18 protein-coding genes and 1 rRNA gene are annotated in these 17656 nt (G+C 31.0%); 15 read left to right on the top strand and 4 right to left on the bottom strand.

Annotated features, from left to right (window positions below; genetic code table 11):
• Window positions 1-19: 19 nt before the first annotated feature.
• Window positions 20-553, top strand: a complete 534-nt coding sequence (locus E2558_RS08790) for an acyl-CoA thioesterase (protein WP_126566344.1) — start codon at window positions 20-22, stop codon at window positions 551-553.
• A 49-nt stretch (window positions 554-602) separates the two neighbouring features.
• Here the strand turns inward: E2558_RS08790 and yfkAB are convergent, their stop codons facing one another.
• Window positions 603-1742 (bottom strand): radical SAM/CxCxxxxC motif protein YfkAB, encoded by a 1140-nt coding sequence (yfkAB, locus tag E2558_RS08785; RefSeq protein WP_168210234.1) that lies wholly within the window; start codon window positions 1740-1742, stop codon window positions 603-605.
• Window positions 1743-1899: 157 nt separating this feature from the next.
• Here yfkAB and E2558_RS08780 point away from each other — a divergent pair, with 157 nt between their 5' ends.
• The 7 genes from E2558_RS08780 (at window position 1900) to E2558_RS08750 (ending at window position 7322) form a co-directional block, all read left to right on the top strand.
• The gene (locus E2558_RS08780) at window positions 1900-2061 is read left to right on the top strand and encodes an SE1561 family protein (RefSeq protein WP_103298568.1); all 162 of its coding nucleotides are present in this window, start codon (window positions 1900-1902) and stop codon (window positions 2059-2061) included.
• A 71-nt stretch (window positions 2062-2132) separates the two neighbouring features.
• Window positions 2133-2651, top strand: coding sequence for a type 1 glutamine amidotransferase domain-containing protein (locus E2558_RS08775; RefSeq protein ID WP_126566341.1), 519 nt, complete (start codon window positions 2133-2135; stop codon window positions 2649-2651).
• 220 nt (window positions 2652-2871) lie between these two features.
• Window positions 2872-3684 carry a monofunctional peptidoglycan glycosyltransferase SgtB gene (gene sgtB, locus E2558_RS08770; protein WP_126566338.1) on the top strand — a complete coding sequence of 271 codons (813 nt, stop codon included), beginning with the start codon at window positions 2872-2874 and terminating at the stop codon, window positions 3682-3684.
• Between the two features lie 176 nt (window positions 3685-3860).
• On the top strand, window positions 3861-4664 hold the full coding sequence (gene recX, locus E2558_RS08765) for a recombination regulator RecX (RefSeq protein WP_126566336.1): 804 nt from the start codon (window positions 3861-3863) through the stop codon (window positions 4662-4664).
• Window positions 4657-4971: a YfhH family protein gene (locus E2558_RS08760; protein ID WP_126566333.1), complete on the top strand. Its 315-nt coding sequence runs from the start codon at window positions 4657-4659 to the stop codon at window positions 4969-4971. The genes recX and E2558_RS08760 overlap by 8 nt, the downstream gene beginning before the upstream one ends.
• 15 nt (window positions 4972-4986) lie before the next feature.
• The gene (locus E2558_RS08755) at window positions 4987-6504 is read left to right on the top strand and encodes an ATP-binding cassette domain-containing protein (RefSeq protein ID WP_126566332.1); all 1518 of its coding nucleotides are present in this window, start codon (window positions 4987-4989) and stop codon (window positions 6502-6504) included.
• Complete coding sequence (locus E2558_RS08750) at window positions 6483-7322, top strand: teichoic acid transporter (protein WP_226386265.1); 840 nt, start codon at window positions 6483-6485, stop codon at window positions 7320-7322. The genes E2558_RS08755 and E2558_RS08750 overlap by 22 nt, the downstream gene beginning before the upstream one ends.
• A 47-nt stretch (window positions 7323-7369) precedes the next feature.
• Here the strand turns inward: E2558_RS08750 and E2558_RS08745 are convergent, their stop codons facing one another.
• On the bottom strand, window positions 7370-8347 hold the full coding sequence (locus tag E2558_RS08745; protein WP_126566330.1) for a metal-dependent hydrolase: 978 nt from the start codon (window positions 8345-8347) through the stop codon (window positions 7370-7372).
• A gap of 143 nt (window positions 8348-8490) precedes the next feature.
• Here E2558_RS08745 and mutY point away from each other — a divergent pair, with 143 nt between their 5' ends.
• The 3 genes from mutY (at window position 8491) to E2558_RS08730 (ending at window position 12102) form a co-directional block, all read left to right on the top strand.
• Window positions 8491-9534, top strand: coding sequence for an A/G-specific adenine glycosylase (mutY, locus tag E2558_RS08740; RefSeq protein WP_126566328.1), 1044 nt, complete (start codon window positions 8491-8493; stop codon window positions 9532-9534).
• Between the two features lie 125 nt (window positions 9535-9659).
• A complete protein-coding gene (gene ntdP / locus E2558_RS08735) occupies window positions 9660-10202 on the top strand; it encodes a nucleoside tri-diphosphate phosphatase (protein ID WP_126566325.1) in 543 nt (180 codons plus the stop codon).
• A gap of 163 nt (window positions 10203-10365) precedes the next feature.
• Window positions 10366-12102 (top strand): ABC transporter ATP-binding protein, encoded by a 1737-nt coding sequence (locus E2558_RS08730; protein WP_126566323.1) that lies wholly within the window; start codon window positions 10366-10368, stop codon window positions 12100-12102.
• A gap of 60 nt (window positions 12103-12162) precedes the next feature.
• On the opposite strand, the gene E2558_RS08725 is transcribed toward E2558_RS08730, so the two are convergent.
• Window positions 12163-13257 (bottom strand): FUSC family protein, encoded by a 1095-nt coding sequence (locus E2558_RS08725; RefSeq protein ID WP_126566321.1) that lies wholly within the window; start codon window positions 13255-13257, stop codon window positions 12163-12165.
• A gap of 158 nt (window positions 13258-13415) precedes the next feature.
• Window positions 13416-14705, bottom strand: a complete 1290-nt coding sequence (locus tag E2558_RS08720) for a glutamate-1-semialdehyde 2,1-aminomutase (RefSeq protein ID WP_126566318.1) — start codon at window positions 14703-14705, stop codon at window positions 13416-13418.
• 81 nt (window positions 14706-14786) lie between these two features.
• Here E2558_RS08720 and bcp point away from each other — a divergent pair, with 81 nt between their 5' ends.
• The 4 genes from bcp to E2558_RS08700 all read left to right on the top strand — a co-directional run.
• On the top strand, window positions 14787-15242 hold the full coding sequence (gene bcp / locus E2558_RS08715; RefSeq protein ID WP_126566316.1) for a thioredoxin-dependent thiol peroxidase: 456 nt from the start codon (window positions 14787-14789) through the stop codon (window positions 15240-15242).
• Window positions 15243-15247: 5 nt separating this feature from the next.
• Window positions 15248-16198, top strand: a complete 951-nt coding sequence (locus E2558_RS08710) for a phosphoglycerate dehydrogenase (RefSeq protein ID WP_126566314.1) — start codon at window positions 15248-15250, stop codon at window positions 16196-16198.
• 94 nt (window positions 16199-16292) lie between these two features.
• Window positions 16293-16745, top strand: a complete 453-nt coding sequence (gene perR, locus E2558_RS08705) for a peroxide-responsive transcriptional repressor PerR (protein WP_103298555.1) — start codon at window positions 16293-16295, stop codon at window positions 16743-16745.
• An 835-nt stretch (window positions 16746-17580) separates the two neighbouring features.
• Window positions 17581-17656 (top strand): 16S ribosomal RNA (locus E2558_RS08700); the annotation flags it as partial.

Here is a 17656-nt window from a genome sequence, read left to right as displayed (position 1 = left end):
TATAAAAGGGGTAGTCAGAATGTCACAAAAGCAAGTTGAGAAAAAATCAATGTCTGAGTCAAAAAGTGTTAAAGCCAAACAAGTCTTTCCACAAGATACCAACCATCATCATACAATGTTTGGCGGTTCTTTAATGGCTAATATAGATGAAATTGCTGCTATTACTGCAATGAAACATGCTAATGCCCAAGTAGTAACAGCATCTACAGATTCAGTTGATTTCTTAAGACCGATTAAAACAGGCGATATTACTTCATATGAAGCAATGGTAAGTTATGCGGGTACAAGTTCAATGGAAGTCTGTGTTCAAATTATCATTGAAGACGTATTAAATAAAGAAAGACACTTAGCTGCATTAAGTTTTTTAACATTTGTAGCATTAGATGATGACGGCAAACCTGTGCAAGTACCTAAGGTTTATCCAGAAACGAAAGTGGAGAAATGGTTCTACGAAAGCGCACCTAAACGTGTTCAACGTAGAAAAGATAGACGTGAAGAAAGTAAAAGCACTTTAGATTTTCTATCAAATGCACAAAATATCGAAGAAGTATAAATATAGAAGCGGCTGGAATGTTAGTTAAGTTCCAACCGCTTCTTTTAATCTAATTAAATATATGTTCGCTATGCATAGCAATTTCGTTTTGTTTGAAATCCGTATTTGGATAATACATATTTTTGACTAACACATTTGGTCCTAAACATTGGAACGCTTCACAGTGACAGTTTAAAGATTTCGCTAAATCACTATCTAACCAAGTATTAAACACATCTGTTAACTTATCACGTTTTATATTAGAAATCGTTCCATTTTCATCACCGAAGTCCGTAACAATCACATCACCACTAAATACATTCACGTTTAAACGGCTACGACCATCAGGGTCATTTCGCATAGTAACGTTTTTAGCATCTCTTAAACGTTGTAATAACGCTTGGTCATTCTCATCATTGATACATGGGTAAATCGGTAATGTACCAAATAACATCCAAACATCTTCATCACGAATATCTAATAAATGATGAATAGCTGATTTCATTTCTTTAAGCGACAACACGTTAAGTTGACTCGCAAAGTCAGCAGGATACATAGGATGAACTTCATGTCTGCTGCATTTCATATCATTCACAATTTCATTATGTATCTTATCTAAATAAGGTAAAGTGCTTTGATTTAACATTGTTTCAGCTGATACAAACATCCCTTGCTCAGATAAAGTGCTCGCATTGTCTAACATTTGTTCATATAATTTTAATTTCGCCTTCAATGGAGGTTGTTTCTTCATTGCGCCGAAACCAACATCAGTAAATTCTTGAATCGTACCCCAGTTATGAGAAATATGCATTACATCAATATATTCAACAATATCTAAATAACGATCTTGAGGAAGTGTTAAATTAGAATTCATTTGTACATAAATACCGCGATTTTGCGCATATTTTAAAAGTGGCTTCACAACGTTTTTAATAGATTTCTTAGAAAACATTGGCTCGCCACCAGTAATAGACATTGTACGTAAATGAGGGATTTCATCTAAACGTCTATAAATTAAATCCATAGGTAGAGGGTCTGGATCTTTGGTTTGTAATGTGTAACCTACAGCACAATGGCTACAACGCATATTACATAAATTAGTGGTAGTAAATTCAATATTACTTAAAGTTAAGTTCCCATGTTCTTCGATATCATTATAAGCTTCCCACGGATCATTTGTTATCGAAATGGATTTTTTACTATTTGTCATCAACATTTTTATTACTCCTAAACTTATAAATTCCTTTCTCCGTTGCTAAAAAGTACAGTAAACATTATTAAGATTATATCCCTTTTTGTCAAATTCTGTTAGGATAAAACTAACGTAATAGTTAAATAAAATCATTTTTAAAGGAGCGTTCATTTTAATGGATGAAAAACAAACTATTGACCAAATTAAAAGTCGTTTATCAAAATTTCTAGAGGATATCGATCATGTTAATCCAGATGAAGTCAGTGTAGAAGATATTGATGAGTGGATTGGATTACTAGATCAGTTAGAAGAGAAAGTAAAACAAGTCTCTAAATAAATTTTATGTTTAAAGCATCTTAAACTTGTCTATATATTAAATATAAATTAGTTAAGAAAGGTGATACACATATGGCTAAAAAAGTAGCAATTATCTTAGCAGACGAATTTGAAGATATCGAATTAACAAGTCCTAAAGAAGCTTTAGAAGAAGTTGGATTTGAAACTGAAATTATTGGAGATACTGCTAACGCAGAAGTAGTTGGTAAACATGGTGAAAAAGCTACAGTTAATGTAAGCATTGCAGATGCTAAACCAGAAGACTACGATGCATTATTAATTCCTGGTGGCTTCTCTCCAGACCACTTACGTGGAGATGCAGAAGGTCGTTATGGCGCATTCGCTAAATATTTCACTAAAAATGATGTACCAACATTCGCAATTTGTCACGGACCTCAAGTATTAATCGATACTGATGATTTAAATGGTCGTACTTTAACTGCTGTATTAAACGTACGTAAAGATTTATCAAATGCAGGTGCAAACGTTGTTGATGAATCAGTAGCTGTTGACAAAAATATCGTTACAAGCCGTACACCTGACGATTTAGATGATTTCAATAGAGAAATCGTAAAACAATTAGAAGACTAATTATATTTAATAGGATTAACTAGTATTTGAAGCATATAATTGTTTCAAGTAAAGCTGTCCATGAAGTCATTGACTTTGTGGACAGTTTTTTGCTTTGTATAGTCTCAAGTCGCATACGTAATACACCTTGGGACTGATTTTTGATGATAAGTATAGCTAAAAATATAAAGTACTGTTAAACTCTCAAATATAGAGTGAGTTTAAGTAAAGGAGCTAGCGCATGAAAAGAAGCCAAAGATATAACAACTCGCCTGAGAGATATCCACATCATCAAAATGAACCACATTATAATACGTATTACAGACCTGTAGGTAAACCGCCTAAAAAGAAAAAAAGTAAACGTATTTTTTTAAGAATATTTATTATTTTTGCAATCCTATTCGCTTTGTTTACTGGTTTAATGTATTTCTTATCTTCTAGAGCGAATGTGGAGGCTTTACAAACAATTGAGAATAAAAGTAGTTATGTTCCAGTAGATAATATGCCTGATTATGTAAAAGGGGCATTTATTTCTATGGAGGATGAACGATTTTATAAACATCATGGAGTTGATGTTAAAGGAACGGTTCGTGCCATATTTTCAACGATAGGTGAACATGACGTTCAAGGTGGAAGTACGATCACACAACAAACTGTAAAAAACTATTACTATGATAATGAACGGTCTTTTACTAGAAAACTTAAAGAACTGTTTGTAGCTCACAAAGTAGAGCAAGAATATAATAAAAACCAAATCTTAAGTTTTTATTTAAATAATATTTATTATGGTAGTGATCAATATACAATTGAGAGTGCTGCAAACTATTACTTTGGAACTACTACTAATCAAAACAATAGTAGTATGTCTCAAATTACTGTGTTACAAAGTGCTATTTTAGCAAGTAAAGTGAACGCACCAAGTGTATATGATATCAATAACATGTCCGACAATTTTAAAAATCGTATTAAAACAAATTTAGAAAAAATGAAACAACAAAATTATATTAATGATGACCAATATCAAGAAGCATTATCACAATTAAATAATTATTAAGATGTTGTTATGAATGAAGAGTAAGATGAATAAAAGTCTTAATCTTCATTTTTTATTTATCTAGATAGTTAAAATGCTTTGAGAGTGAGGATAGCTATTATAAAATGATAAATGTTGAAGTTGGAAATATTCTCGAGCAATTATAATTATTCATTTTCAGAAAAGGAGGGAAAATTATGCCTAAAATTACTAAAATTGAAGTTCAAAAGAAGAATAAGGAACGTTTCAATCTGTTCTTAGATGGAGAGTTTGAAATGGGGATGGATATCAATACCTTAGTGAAGTTTAATTTAAAAAAAGGACAAGTAGTTGAAGTGGCTGAAATGGAACAAATCCAGAAATATGAACATTATAGATTAGGTGTGAATTTAGCTATTCAATATTTATCTTATAAAAAGAGAACAGAAAAAGAAGTGCGCCAACATTTAGAAAAAAGTGAAATTAGTGATGTGGCAATTCAACAAGTTATTGATTACTGCTATAGAGAACAATATATTAATCACAATGATTACGCTGAAAGTTTAAAAAATACAATGATTAATACTACTGATAAAGGACCGGAAGTATATAAACAGAAATTGTACCAATTAGGGGTAGAACCTAACATTATTAATCATTTCGTAGCGATATATGAGGAAGAACAACCCTTAGAAGCGGTAGTTAATGTAGCCCAAAAAATAATGAAAACTAAAAAAGGGCCAGAAAGTAAAATAAAACAAAAAGTTTTGCAGAGCTTAGTTCAAAAGGGGTATTCTATGGAAGTAGCTAATCAAGCTATGAGTGAATTAGATTTTACGCAAGATGAAGCGATGATGGATGATTTACTACAACGTGATTTAGAGAAAGTTTATCATAAACAACGTCGTAAATATGATGGACAAATGCTTGTGATGAAAACCATCGAGTCCCTTATGAGAAAAGGCTATAAATATGATAAAATTAAAGATAAATTAGAAGAAAGTGGTATTTCTGATGAATGATAAAAAACTTAGTGAAATGTCTGAACAAGAATTAAGACATGAAATTCAAACGTATAAAGAGAAAATGCGTAAAGCAGAAATGAACGGCATTATGAATGAATATGATGTCTACCAGAGTAAAGTGATTGTAGCCGAAAGTTATTTGGTAGATCGCAATAAAATCGAACTTGGCAGAATGTATAAATTAGCAGATGGCAGTGAACAATATTTTAAAGTCGAACGTTTAAAAGGTATATTCGCATGGGGGTATAGAATTAATAGTTCTAATCCAGAGGAAGGTTTGCCAATCGCTTTATTAAAAATTTAGAAGGATGTAACAAGAATGGGAAGTTCTATAGTTTTAAAGTTACTTAACGTTACGCAATATTATAGGAATAAGAAAGATAGGAAATGGTATTTACCATTTGGCTATGCTGCTGAAGATATTGAATTAAATAAGATATCATTGCATATATATCAAGGTGAAGCGCTAGCAATTATTGGAGAACCTGGCTCATCTAAAACATTGCTTGGCAGGATTATGTCCGGTGATATCAAACCCGATAGAGGTAAAGTGATTCAATCGGTTTCTACATATTATGGTGATATTAAAGATAAACATTTATTAAATATTACTGTAGAAGAATATACTCAAGATATTCAACGATTATTTACATACGAAACATCTTCACATAGTGTTGAACAAATTATTAAATTTGCACATTTAGATGAGAAATCTTCTACAAAAGTGAATGAGCTTAGTCATGCAGAATTTGCGCAATTGATATTGAGTATTGCAAGAGTATGCCGAAATGAAGTGATAATTTTAAATCACATTATTGAACATCTTAATGAAGACTTTTTACAAAAAGCGAAAGAACTGACTAAAGATTATGTTTCTGAGAACCTATCGATTGTCTTTATTGATAATGATGTAGATAAAGTTGCTCAAGTTAGTAACTATGTAGCATGGATTTCACATGGGCAATTGCGTTTAGAAGGCTCATTAAATCAAGTATTGCCAGTATTTAGAGAACATGAACGTGATAGATTAAGTATTCAAAGTGAAGAAGAGAAGCAAAATTTTGACCTTGATTGGAAAGAAAGTCGAAGCCGATTACCTGAGATGAGTTACAACTTCAAAAGAGTTGAACGATATAAACATGTCAAAATTCCAGACTTCATAGTTAAATTTTGGACGATATTAATTGCAGGATTATTAGCTTTCGTATTATTTGCTGCAATGGTAGTAAATAATGTCGGTAAAATTGAAATACCAGCGAATGAAGTTCAAAAGAAAGTACAAAATAAAGATAAGGATCCATTTGAAGATAAATTGGCATATGGCATTGTTCTTGATAAATCAGTCAAATTAAATGGAGAAGAAAATCGCAATATACCAAAATATAGTTTCGTTACTATTACAGGTGAAAGTGCTAAAAATTACCGCGTTGTCGTTGATGATAAAAATTATGAAATTGGAAAAAGTAAATTGCAATATTTTAATCCGGCTGCCCTCTATGAATCTCATGAATTTAAAACGTTGGCACCATATATGAAATCAAACTATAGTAACTACGTTGATTATTTCAATGGCCAATTACATAAAAAACACGATCAAGTAAAGAAAACACTTGTACCAGAAAAAGATCAGCGCTTTGTAGTGCCTATAACACAACAACCTATTGATATGTTATTTAATGACGAGAATAAATTGACTGGTTTTGTATATCCAATAGTTGATAAAGATAAATTAAAAGAGAAATATCATATTAAACAAAATTTATGGACTGTTAAAACGACTGATGGCTATTTAATTGCTGATATGAAGAACAATAAATGGATTTATGTGGAATTGTAGGTGGAAAAATGATAGATAATTTAATTTTATATTTTAAACACTTTCCATCGCTTTTAAAATTTGCAAAGCAAAGATTATTTAATACATGGAAATGGTTTGCTTACTTATTCTTAGCACAGTTGATTCTAGTTGTTATCTTACTGTTATGTGTATCTTTTTTAGAAATAGAGGAAATAGTTAAAGCTCAATGGTTATATCGACTTACTACTTTGATTACATTTATATCAATAGTAAGTACAATTTATAAAGCATATATGGAGTATAGTAGAGATTACCTAATTACTAAGTCGTTTCAATTAACACCTTTAGTTACTGCTATCATGAATATCATCATGGGTAATATTGTTATTTGGGTATTATCATTTATTATAGCTATTTTTAAACCTACGAACTTAGAAACTTCGGTAATTTCATATTTATTCTTTGCTTTAATGTGTATACTGTTTATGATATTTATTGTCGTAACTCTAGGATTACTTGATTTAATTAGCAACAAAGTAACTAAACTATTTATGATTGTTAGTGCGATTTGTTTCTTCTTAGTGCCAATTATTTATATTCCTAGTACGAAATTCCATATTATTAACCAAATTTTAAAGATTAATCCAATGTATTATCTTTTAGATGGCTCAGCTAGTTCAGTTATTTTTGGTGCTGTAAATATGTATAATATCGCTTATCACATTTATTTTATAATTTTCTTAGTCTTGTTAGGTACAATCAATTTCATGTTAGTGCGCTATGTTGCTCATGAAAAGTATAAATATACAAATCATACCCAAAATGTAAAAGATGATACACAACAACAGGTGAAATAAAAAAGGTACGCTATCAATAAATCTATTTGATAGCGTACCTTATTCTATTAATGTGAGTATAATTTTTTTTGTAATTTTTCTTCTGTAAATACCCAACCAATATAAGAATGATCGATATGATTGTTTTTATCTAAATGTGCAATCGCTGCAAAAGAATAATGACCTTTATTTAAATAGCGTAAATCGATTAATCTAATTTCAGTAGTATCATCATCTAGCTGACGTGTTTGCCAACGATAAATAGATGAGAAATTTAAAAAAGTTCTAATATCAGGATTACCTTTAATTTGCCATAATAATGAGTCTGGTGAAAATTTCTGACGTTTAACTTTGTCAGTAAATGTGACGTTTCGACCGTATGCACGGCCAACGTAATCATGTTCTTCAGTTTGAATTGCGACACGCCATTCCATAAATTTCATCGTAGGCGCTACAAAGATTTTAACTGGACGATGTTGTTGTTGAATTTGTTTTAAAGCTTGTTTGCGAATAGTCGCTTGCATTTTAAAACGAACAATATAATAAACAATAAGTATCGCTATAATAGGGAAATATACTAAGAACGGATGAACTCCGCATGCCCAAATAATGATACCAAGACATAGAATACCAAAGATAATGGGATCAAACGTATTAATAACACTGAGTTGAATCCACTTATTAGTAATCGGTCGCAACGCTTGTGTACCATAAGAATTGAAAATATCTACAAATACATGTAGAAATACTGCAAGTTGCGCCCACAACCATACATGTGTTGCATCTATATGTGGAAATAAAATGTAAATTGCGAATGTAATTAATATTGGCCACAAAATAGTAAACGGAATTGAATGTGTAATACCTCTATGATGAGAAATGTAAGTTGCATTATTTTTTAATTTTAAAACAGTATCACCATCAGGGATTAAAGACCCAGCAATTAAAGTTGTAGCCGTAGCTACCATTGTGTCGGCCATCACAGGATCTTGCGTAGCTAATGCGGTTAATCCGACACCCATAGCAATATGTGTGGCTGTATCCATAAAAGTTCACTCTTTTCATTTGAATTTAATATATATTATAATCTAAAAATTAGAATAACAAAATTAAGATACTTAATAAAAAATAAAAAATTAGTTAAATTGGATAAAGTAAAATAAAAATGAACGTAGAAAGGAAAATATAAATGTTCAACGAACCCACTTTTAAAAATAATATCGTAACATGGTTCGAAAAAAATCAAAGAGAAATGCCGTGGCGTGAAACGACAAATCCTTATTATATCTGGTTAAGTGAAGTAATGTTACAACAAACTCAAGTTAAAACCGTCATAGATTATTATCATCGATTCATTCATCGTTTCCCAACGGTCGAAGCATTAAGCAAAGCCAATGAAGATGAAGTTCTGAAATATTGGGAAGGCCTTGGATATTATAGTCGCGCGCGTAACTTTCACACTGCTATTAAAGAAGTAGAAGAGAAGTATAATGGGGAAGTTCCATCTTCTCCCGATAAGTTTGCTCAATTAAAAGGAGTAGGACCGTATACACAAGCAGCTGTCATGAGTATTGCGTTTAATCAACCATTAGCTACGGTAGATGGAAATGTCTTTCGTGTATGGTCAAGATTGAATAATGACAAACGAGATATTAAACTACAGTCTACGCGTAAAGCATATGAACAAGAATTACTTCCTTACGTACAAGAAGAAGCGGGTACGTTTAATCAATCTATGATGGAATTAGGCGCCTTGGTTTGCACACCTAAAAATCCGTTATGTTTATTTTGCCCAGTGCAAGAAAATTGTGAAGCATTCAAAGAAGGAACAGTCCTTGATTTGCCAGTTAAAACGAAAAAGATTAGTAAGAAAACAAAAAATCAAAATGTCTTTTTAATAAGAAATTCTAAAGGTGAATATTTGATAGAAAAAAGACAGGAAAAATTATTAAATGGTATGTGGCAATTCCCAATGTTTGAAGGGCCAAAGGCATTAAAACAATTAGAAGAAAAATTAAACATTTCAGTAACAATTACAGATGAATCAATATTTCATCTTAAACATCAATTTACACATATGACATGGAATATAAATGTTTATAGTGTCATTGAAGACGTGGATATTTCTCTAGAGAAGTTTAAAGGTCAGATGGAATGGTTAGATTTAAATGAACGTCACCAATATACGCTTCCTGTATCGATGGACAAAATATATCGATTTATCATTGGATAACTCGACAATCTTTATGACGCGATAGAACAGTTAATTTAGAAGTATTTTAATGATGTTTCAAGTCTTTTGTAAAAAATATGCTATAATTTAAAGTGCAAAAAAATGATTAAAAGGTGGTGTGGAGTATGGTAAAAGAATCCATACCTAAAGAAGGCGAAAATATAAAAATTCAGAGCTATAAACATGATAGAAATATCCATAGAGTATGGTCTGAAACGACTATTTTAAAAGGAACGGATCATGTAATCATTGGAGGTAATGACCATACTTTAGTCACTGAAAGCGATGGTCGCACTTGGATTACTAGAGAACCAGCCATTGTCTATTTCCATTCTGAATACTGGTTTAATGTGATTTGTATGTTCAGAGAAGATGGCATTTATTATTATTGTAATCTATCTTCACCGTTTGTTTGTGACGAAGAGGCATTAAAATATATTGATTATGATCTCGATATAAAAGTGTATCCAAATGGAAAATATCATCTGTTAGATGAAGATGAATATGAACAACATATGAATCAAATGAATTATCCTCATGATATTGATGTGATTTTACGTCGTAATGTCGATATTTTACAACAATGGATTGAACAGAAAAAAGGACCATTTGCGCCTGATTTTATTAAAGTGTGGAAAGAACGATATAAAAAGATTCGTAATTACTAAGCATAATAGATGTAATCAGTACATAATTGTTTTATAGTACTTGAGTAATAATAATGAGAGGTTGAAATTACTTTTTTATTACAGACGCTAAAGTTTGTAAGTTAAGTCTTCAACCTCTATTAATTTTCACAAATAAGCGTAAATGGATGGAGGGGGAGCACGAATGATACGACGCTATTTAGAGTTCGTGAAACCATATAAATATCGTATATTCGCGACGATCATTATTGGTATTATTAAATTCGGCATACCAATGTTAATACCATTGTTAATTAAATATGCTATAGATGGCGTTATTAATAACCATGCGCTTTCTACTAATGAAAAATTCCAACACTTAGCAGTAGCGATTGGGATAGCATTATTTATCTTCTTAATTGTTAGACCACCTATCGAATATCTTCGCCAATATTTAGCTCAATGGACAAGTAACAAAATTTTATATGATATTAGAAAGCAATTATATAATCATTTGCAAGCATTGAGTGCAAGATTCTATGCAAATAATCAAGTTGGCCAAGTTATTTCACGAGTCATTAATGATGTAGAACAAACTAAAGATTTCATTCTTACAGGTCTAATGAATATATGGTTAGACTGTGTAACTATTATTATTGCACTTTCAATTATGTTCTTTTTAGATGTTAAATTAACGTTAGCAGCAATTTTCATCTTCCCATTTTATATTTTAACTGTTTATTTCTTCTTTGGACGTTTAAGACAATTAACACGTAAACGATCACAAGCACTTGCAGAGGTACAAGGATTTCTACATGAACGTGTTCAAGGGATGTCAGTTATTAAAAGTTTCGCTATTGAAGACAACGAAGCGAAAAATTTTGATCATAGAAATAAAAATTTCTTAAGTAAAGCCTTTAAACATACTTCATGGAATGCTTATTCATTTGCGGCTATCAATACAGTAACAGATTTAGGACCTATCATTGTCATTGGCGTTGGTGCTTACCTAGCTATTAACGGCTCAATCACTGTGGGTACATTAGCTGCTTTTGTTGGATATTTGGAACAATTATTTGGTCCGTTAAGAAGATTAGTTGCTTCATTTACAACGTTGACACAAAGTTTTGCTTCAATGGACAGGGTATTCCAATTAATGGATGAAGATTATGACATTAAAAATGGTGTAGGTGCACAACCTATTGAAATTAAACAAGGACATATTGAATTAAAAGACGTTAGTTTTAAATATAACGATGATGAGTCACTTGTTTTAAAAAATATAAATCTAAATATTGAACGTGGAGATACCGTAGCTTTCGTTGGAATGAGTGGTGGCGGTAAATCAACATTAATCAATCTTATTCCGCGATTTTACGATGTTACTCAAGGTGAGATTCTCATAGATAATCACAATATTAAAGACTTTTTAACTGGTAGCTTAAGAAATCAAATTGGTTTAGTACAGCAAGATAATATTTTATTCTCTGATACTGTAAGAGAAAATATATTATTAGGTCGACCAGATGCTACAGAAGATGAAATAATTGAAGCGGCTAAAATGGCAAACGCTCATGACTTCATTATGAACCTTCCCCAAGGTTATGATACTGAAGTAGGGGAACGTGGCGTTAAGCTTTCTGGTGGCCAAAAACAACGTCTTTCTATTGCACGTATATTTTTAAATAATCCGCCTATTTTAATTTTAGACGAAGCAACAAGTGCTCTCGATTTAGAAAGTGAAGCAATAATTCAAGAAGCTTTAGATGTATTGAGTAAAGATAGAACAACTTTAATCGTGGCACATAGACTTTCAACTATTACTCATGCCGATAAAATTATCGTTATGCAAAATGGTCAAATAGTTGAAACAGGCACACATAATGAACTTATTGCTAAAAAAGGCGCATACGAACATTTATATAGCATTCAAAATTTATAATAAAAATTCCGCGTATTAAGCACAATCACTTAATATGCGGAATTTTTTATGAGTTGAAAATCATAAATCAAAATCTTCATCAGCAATATCAATTTCAGTATCGTTACGATGATAAGTGAAGAAACTTAATCTTAATCTATCAAGATGTTCTAAGAAGTAACGATATTCTTCAATTGCAGCAATTATCTGCATGATATTTGAATAAGAATACTCAGTTTGATAAGGATTTTGGATTAATTGTTGTTGGAAAGCATCCATTAAATCTTTCTTTTGAGGATTTATAATTTGATTATCAAAACTTTCGATATTATATTTTGCTTTCTTAGATAAGCTTTTTAAAATTTGTTCATGATAAGCAGATAACGAATCCAACTCTAATTTAATTTGGAAGATTAAATTATGATTTACATGATGCAAGTCATTTTGGTAACGAGACATTCGATTAAGTACTTCATAAGCTTGTCTGGTAGTACCAACAACTTCTTTAAACAAGATTTTCTTTCTATTTTGTTGGAAAGCAGTTTTGCGCGTTAATGCTTTTTCTTCTTCATAATAATTAAAGATTTGTTCAAGTTTTGTAATGCGAGATTCTATTTGTTCACCATCTTCTTTAATCTGATGATAGTCAGAAGCGTCATTTAGCACAAGTTTGAACCAAATAAATATATCTGAAGCAATATTTACGGAATTATAATATATTTTGGTTTCAAATTTAGGTGGTAAAAAAATCAAGTTAACAATTGAAGCACTAAGTACGCCAATCATAACAAGGATAAATCTAAAGGTAGCTGCTACATAAAATGATCCAGTGTGCTGTCCCATAATAATGAGAGCAGTTACACCTGCTAAAGTAGCTACGTGCGCTAGATTAATTTTGTATAAAATAGCGATTAATAAAATAACTGTTACACCCATAATAACAATATTTCTGCCGAATATTGTTACCATAATGACTGCAAGGAGTGCGCCAATGACATTCCCTGTAGCTTGCTCAGAGATAGTTTTAATTGAGCGATAGATATTAGGTTGCATAGCAACAATCGCACTAATACCTGCTACAGCTTTTAAACCAACATTATCAGGTAAAAAAGAAGCTATGAACAGAGCAAGGATAATTGCGATTCCAGTTTTTAATATACGAGCTCCTAGCCTCAACTATAACGCTCCTTTTAAAGAAATAATTTTAACTTAGTATACAACCGAACCTTTATTCTATACAAGTTTTTATCCTAAATAAATTAAAATAGCCTATTAAATTGTTATTAAGATGTGAATGTAACAATTTAATAGGCTTAAGTTTAAAATCTTAAGTTTTATTTCATTTGGCTAAATGCATAATCAGCCGCTTCTAATGTTTTATCAATATCTTCTTCTGTATGCTCAGTAGTTAAGAACCAAGCTTCAAATTTAGAAGGTGCTAAATTAATACCTTGGTTTAACATTAATTTAAAGAATTTAGCAAATGCTTCACCATCTGAATTTTCTACTTGTTCATAGTGCGTAATTTTTTCATCTGTGAAGTATAAAGTGAGTGAACCATATACGCGATTAATCGTAGCGGTAATGTTATGTTTTTCAATTAGCTTATTCAATCCATCTTCTAATCGTTTACCTAGGGAATCTAATTTCTCATATACGCCATCTTGTTCTAAAACTTCTAATAATGCAATACCTGCTCTCATTGAAAGAGGGTTACCAGCCATAGTACCAGCTTGATAAGCAGGGCCTAAAGGTGCAACGTGTTCCATGATATCTTGACGACCACCATAACCACCAATTGGTAAACCACCGCCGATAATTTTACCGAATGCAGTTAAATCAGGATAAACATTTAATAAATCTTGAGCGGCACCATAATGGAAGCGGAAGGCTGTGATGACTTCATCATAAATAACTAATGCACCATAGTCATGTGTAATCTTATTTACTTCTTCTAAAAATCCTGGCTGAGGTTCTACCATACCAAAGTTACCGACGATAGGTTCAACTAATACTGCAGCAACTTGATCACCCCAATGTTTCATAGCTTCTCGATAAGATTCAATATCGTTAAAAGGCACAGTAATGACTTCTTTAGCTACACTTTCAGGAACACCAGCAGAATCGGGAGAACCTAATTGTGAAGGACCACTACCAGCAGCGACTAAAACTAAATCAGAGTGACCATGATATGAACCAGCAAATTTAATAATCTTGTTACGTTTAGTATAAGCACGTGCAACACGTATTGTAGTCATTACCGCTTCGGTACCAGAGTTAACAAAACGAATTTTTTCTAATGAAGGAATAGCTTCACGCAATTTTTTACTAAATTCAATTTCTAACTCAGTAGGGGTACCATATAATACACCTTTAGCTGCTTGATCTTGGATAGCTTCAGTAATATGGGGATGTGCATGTCCAGTAATAATTGGTCCATATGCTTGTAAATAGTCAATAAATTTATTGACATCTACGTCATATAAATATGCGCCATGACCCTCGCGCATCACTACTGGTGCGCCACCACCTACTGCTTTATATGAACGAGAAGGTGAATTTACTCCACCTAAAATATACTCATTAGATAACTCTTGAAGACGTTCACTCTCAGTGAATTTCATTTAGTATCAACCTCTCTTATTTTAAAAATATTCATTACTATCGTATCATATAACTAATTATAAGAAGAAATAGGTGAAACTATGTTAAATAAAGGTGAACAATTTCCAAAATTTAAATTAGAAAATCAAAATGGCGAATGGATAACAAATGAAACCCTTAAAGGTAGCAAAGCTATCTTATATTTTTATCCACGAGATAATACGCCGACTTGTACGACAGAAGCATGTGATTTCAGAGATAATTTAGCATTATTTAATGAAATGAATGTTCAAGTTTACGGAATTAGTGGAGATTCTAAGAAAAAGCATCAAAATTTTATTAACAAACATAATCTGAATTTTGATTTACTAGTGGATGAAGATTATCAACTTTCTAAGGATACTGGCGTTTATCAACTGAAGAAATCATTTGGTAAAGAAAGTATGGGAATTGTACGTACTACGTTTGTAATTGATGAAGACGGTTATATTATAGATGTCATTGAAAAAGTGAAAGTGAAAACACAATTAGATGAGCTTAAACAAATATTGGGGTGAACTCTATGAAAATCGTTAGCTTAAAAAGACTTGGAGATATAGAAAGTGATTTGGAAAATAAATATCCAGATTTAGAATTTTCATTTTTCAAAAAAGCAGAAGAAATACAGGATAATTTAAGAAAAGAAGTGGATGTATTAATTGGATATGATGGTGGCGTTGACAAAGACTTTATAGAATCTTGTCCAAACTTAAAATGGATAGCATGGTATGCTACTGGCGTTAACAACTTACCATTGGATTATATAAAAGAACGTGACATTATCTTAACTAATACTAGAGGTGTGCAAGCGAAGCAGTTAGCAGAATTTATCTTAGCATTTATATTAGATGATTATAAAAAAATGCGTACATCATATATTAACCAAAAAGAACATCAATATGATTCTAAATTAACTGGTAGACGTTTAGATGGCGAGAAAATTTTATTCTTAGGTACAGGAGCAATTGCACAACGTGCGGTTAAATTATTATCACCGTTTGATGTGGAAATTGTAGGAGTGAGTAAATCAGGTAGAGAAAAGCCAGGATTTAATCAAACATATAGAATTGAAGAATTGGACAATATAATAGGGGAAGCAGATATAATTATTAATTCGCTCCCAGAAACAAAAGAAACGTATCATCTATTAAATCCATCACATTTCGAAAAAATGAAAGATGAAGCACTCTTTATTAATGTAGGTAGAGGAACAATAGTTGCTCAAGAAGATATAGTTGCAGTATTGAAGAATAAATTGATTCGTCATGCTTATTTAGATGTATTTGAAAATGAACCACTTGAAGCGGATAATTCTTTATATGATTTGGATAATGTGACGATTACAGCTCATATAACAGGTAATGATATAAACATTAAAAAAGATGCAACGGATATATTTGAAAGAAATTTAACTGATTTTCTCAATAAGAATGAAGTAAATGAGAATAGAGTAGATTTAGATAAAGGATACTAGTTGAAAAACGCTGTACTTATTGACAGCCCGCTTTCTTAACAGTTATATTAATGTTAAGTAATAATAATTATTAAGTAGAAAGATGGTGAATTCAATGAGTGCAGAATTAGAGTCAATAGAACATGAACTTGAAGAATCAATTGCTGCTTTAAGAAAAGCAGGAATCAGAATTACACCACAAAGACAAGCAATTATTCGTTATCTAATTACTTCTCATTCTCATCCAACAGCGGATGAAATTTATCAAGCACTTTCACCTGATTTTCCAAATATTAGTGTTGCGACGATATATAATAATCTTAGAGTATTTAAAAGTATTGGCATTGTAAAAGAATTAACATACGGAGATGCTTCAAGCAGATTCGACTTTAATACACATAATCATTATCATGTTATTTGTGAAAAATGTGGCAAGATAGTCGATTTTCACTATCCACAATTAGATGAAGTGGAACAACTTGCTCAACATATAACTGAATTTGACGTAACACATCATCGCATGGAAATATATGGGCTATGTAAAGAATGCAAAGGTAAAGAAGAATAGGGAATTCAATTTAATTTAAGTTAGATCTGAAGGCTGGGATAATTATTTATTTCAGTCTTTTTTTTGTTTTGAGATCACTCATTAAACAAGAAAGAGAAAATTAAATAGTATTAAAAAGTTGAGTTTAAATAGTTAAGTTATATAACTTTAAAGTTGATAAAGTACATATTTAATATATTAGGATGAACATAATATGGAAATAGTTGAGTTTAAATAATTAAATTATCTAGATCAAAACTGAAATTAAACCTCTCTCATTATCAGTATGTAATTAGAAGAAATTTAAAATAGAAAAAAACTATTTTAATTATAGAAGAGATAATAAGGATTTTGACATTGAATTAACAAAGAAATGAACTAATAAATTTAGTAAAATAACTGTTTTTTTAATGTAAATAGTATAAAATATACTCTTTATAATTAAAGGATACATTACATGTGAAATATTAAACTTATTTTTGTCTTGTATATGATTGACGTTCTAAATTAATCTTGCTATTATATAAAAGTCGTCAAAAACACATAACATTTCTTGAAAGACAAAGTTAAGTTTTTTAAATTAATGTTAAGAAAGTGTAATTTTGACTATTGAAAACAAAACAAAAACATTATAAGATATTAAATGTTGAAATAATCAATTAAGTTTTTGAACTGATAGAAAAAATAAAAAAAGTTCTTGACAAAGAATATTGATTGTTGATATAATTAATAAATGTAATTGTTAAAAATGAACATTGAAAACTGAATGACAATATGTCAACGTTAATTCCAATAAACGTAACTTTAAGTTACAAACACTATTTAGTTTTATGAGCTAATCAAACATCATAAATTTTTTATGGAGAGTTTGATCCTGGCTCAGGATGAACGCTGGCGGCGTGCCTAATACATGCAAGTCGAGCGAACAGACG

The sequence above is a fragment of the Staphylococcus pragensis genome, from assembly GCF_004785665.1.
GTDB classification, from domain to species: Bacteria; Bacillota; Bacilli; order Staphylococcales; family Staphylococcaceae; genus Staphylococcus; species Staphylococcus pragensis.
The sequence above is the reverse complement of the archived record's forward strand: the minus strand, read 5'-3'. Positions and strand labels throughout refer to the sequence as shown.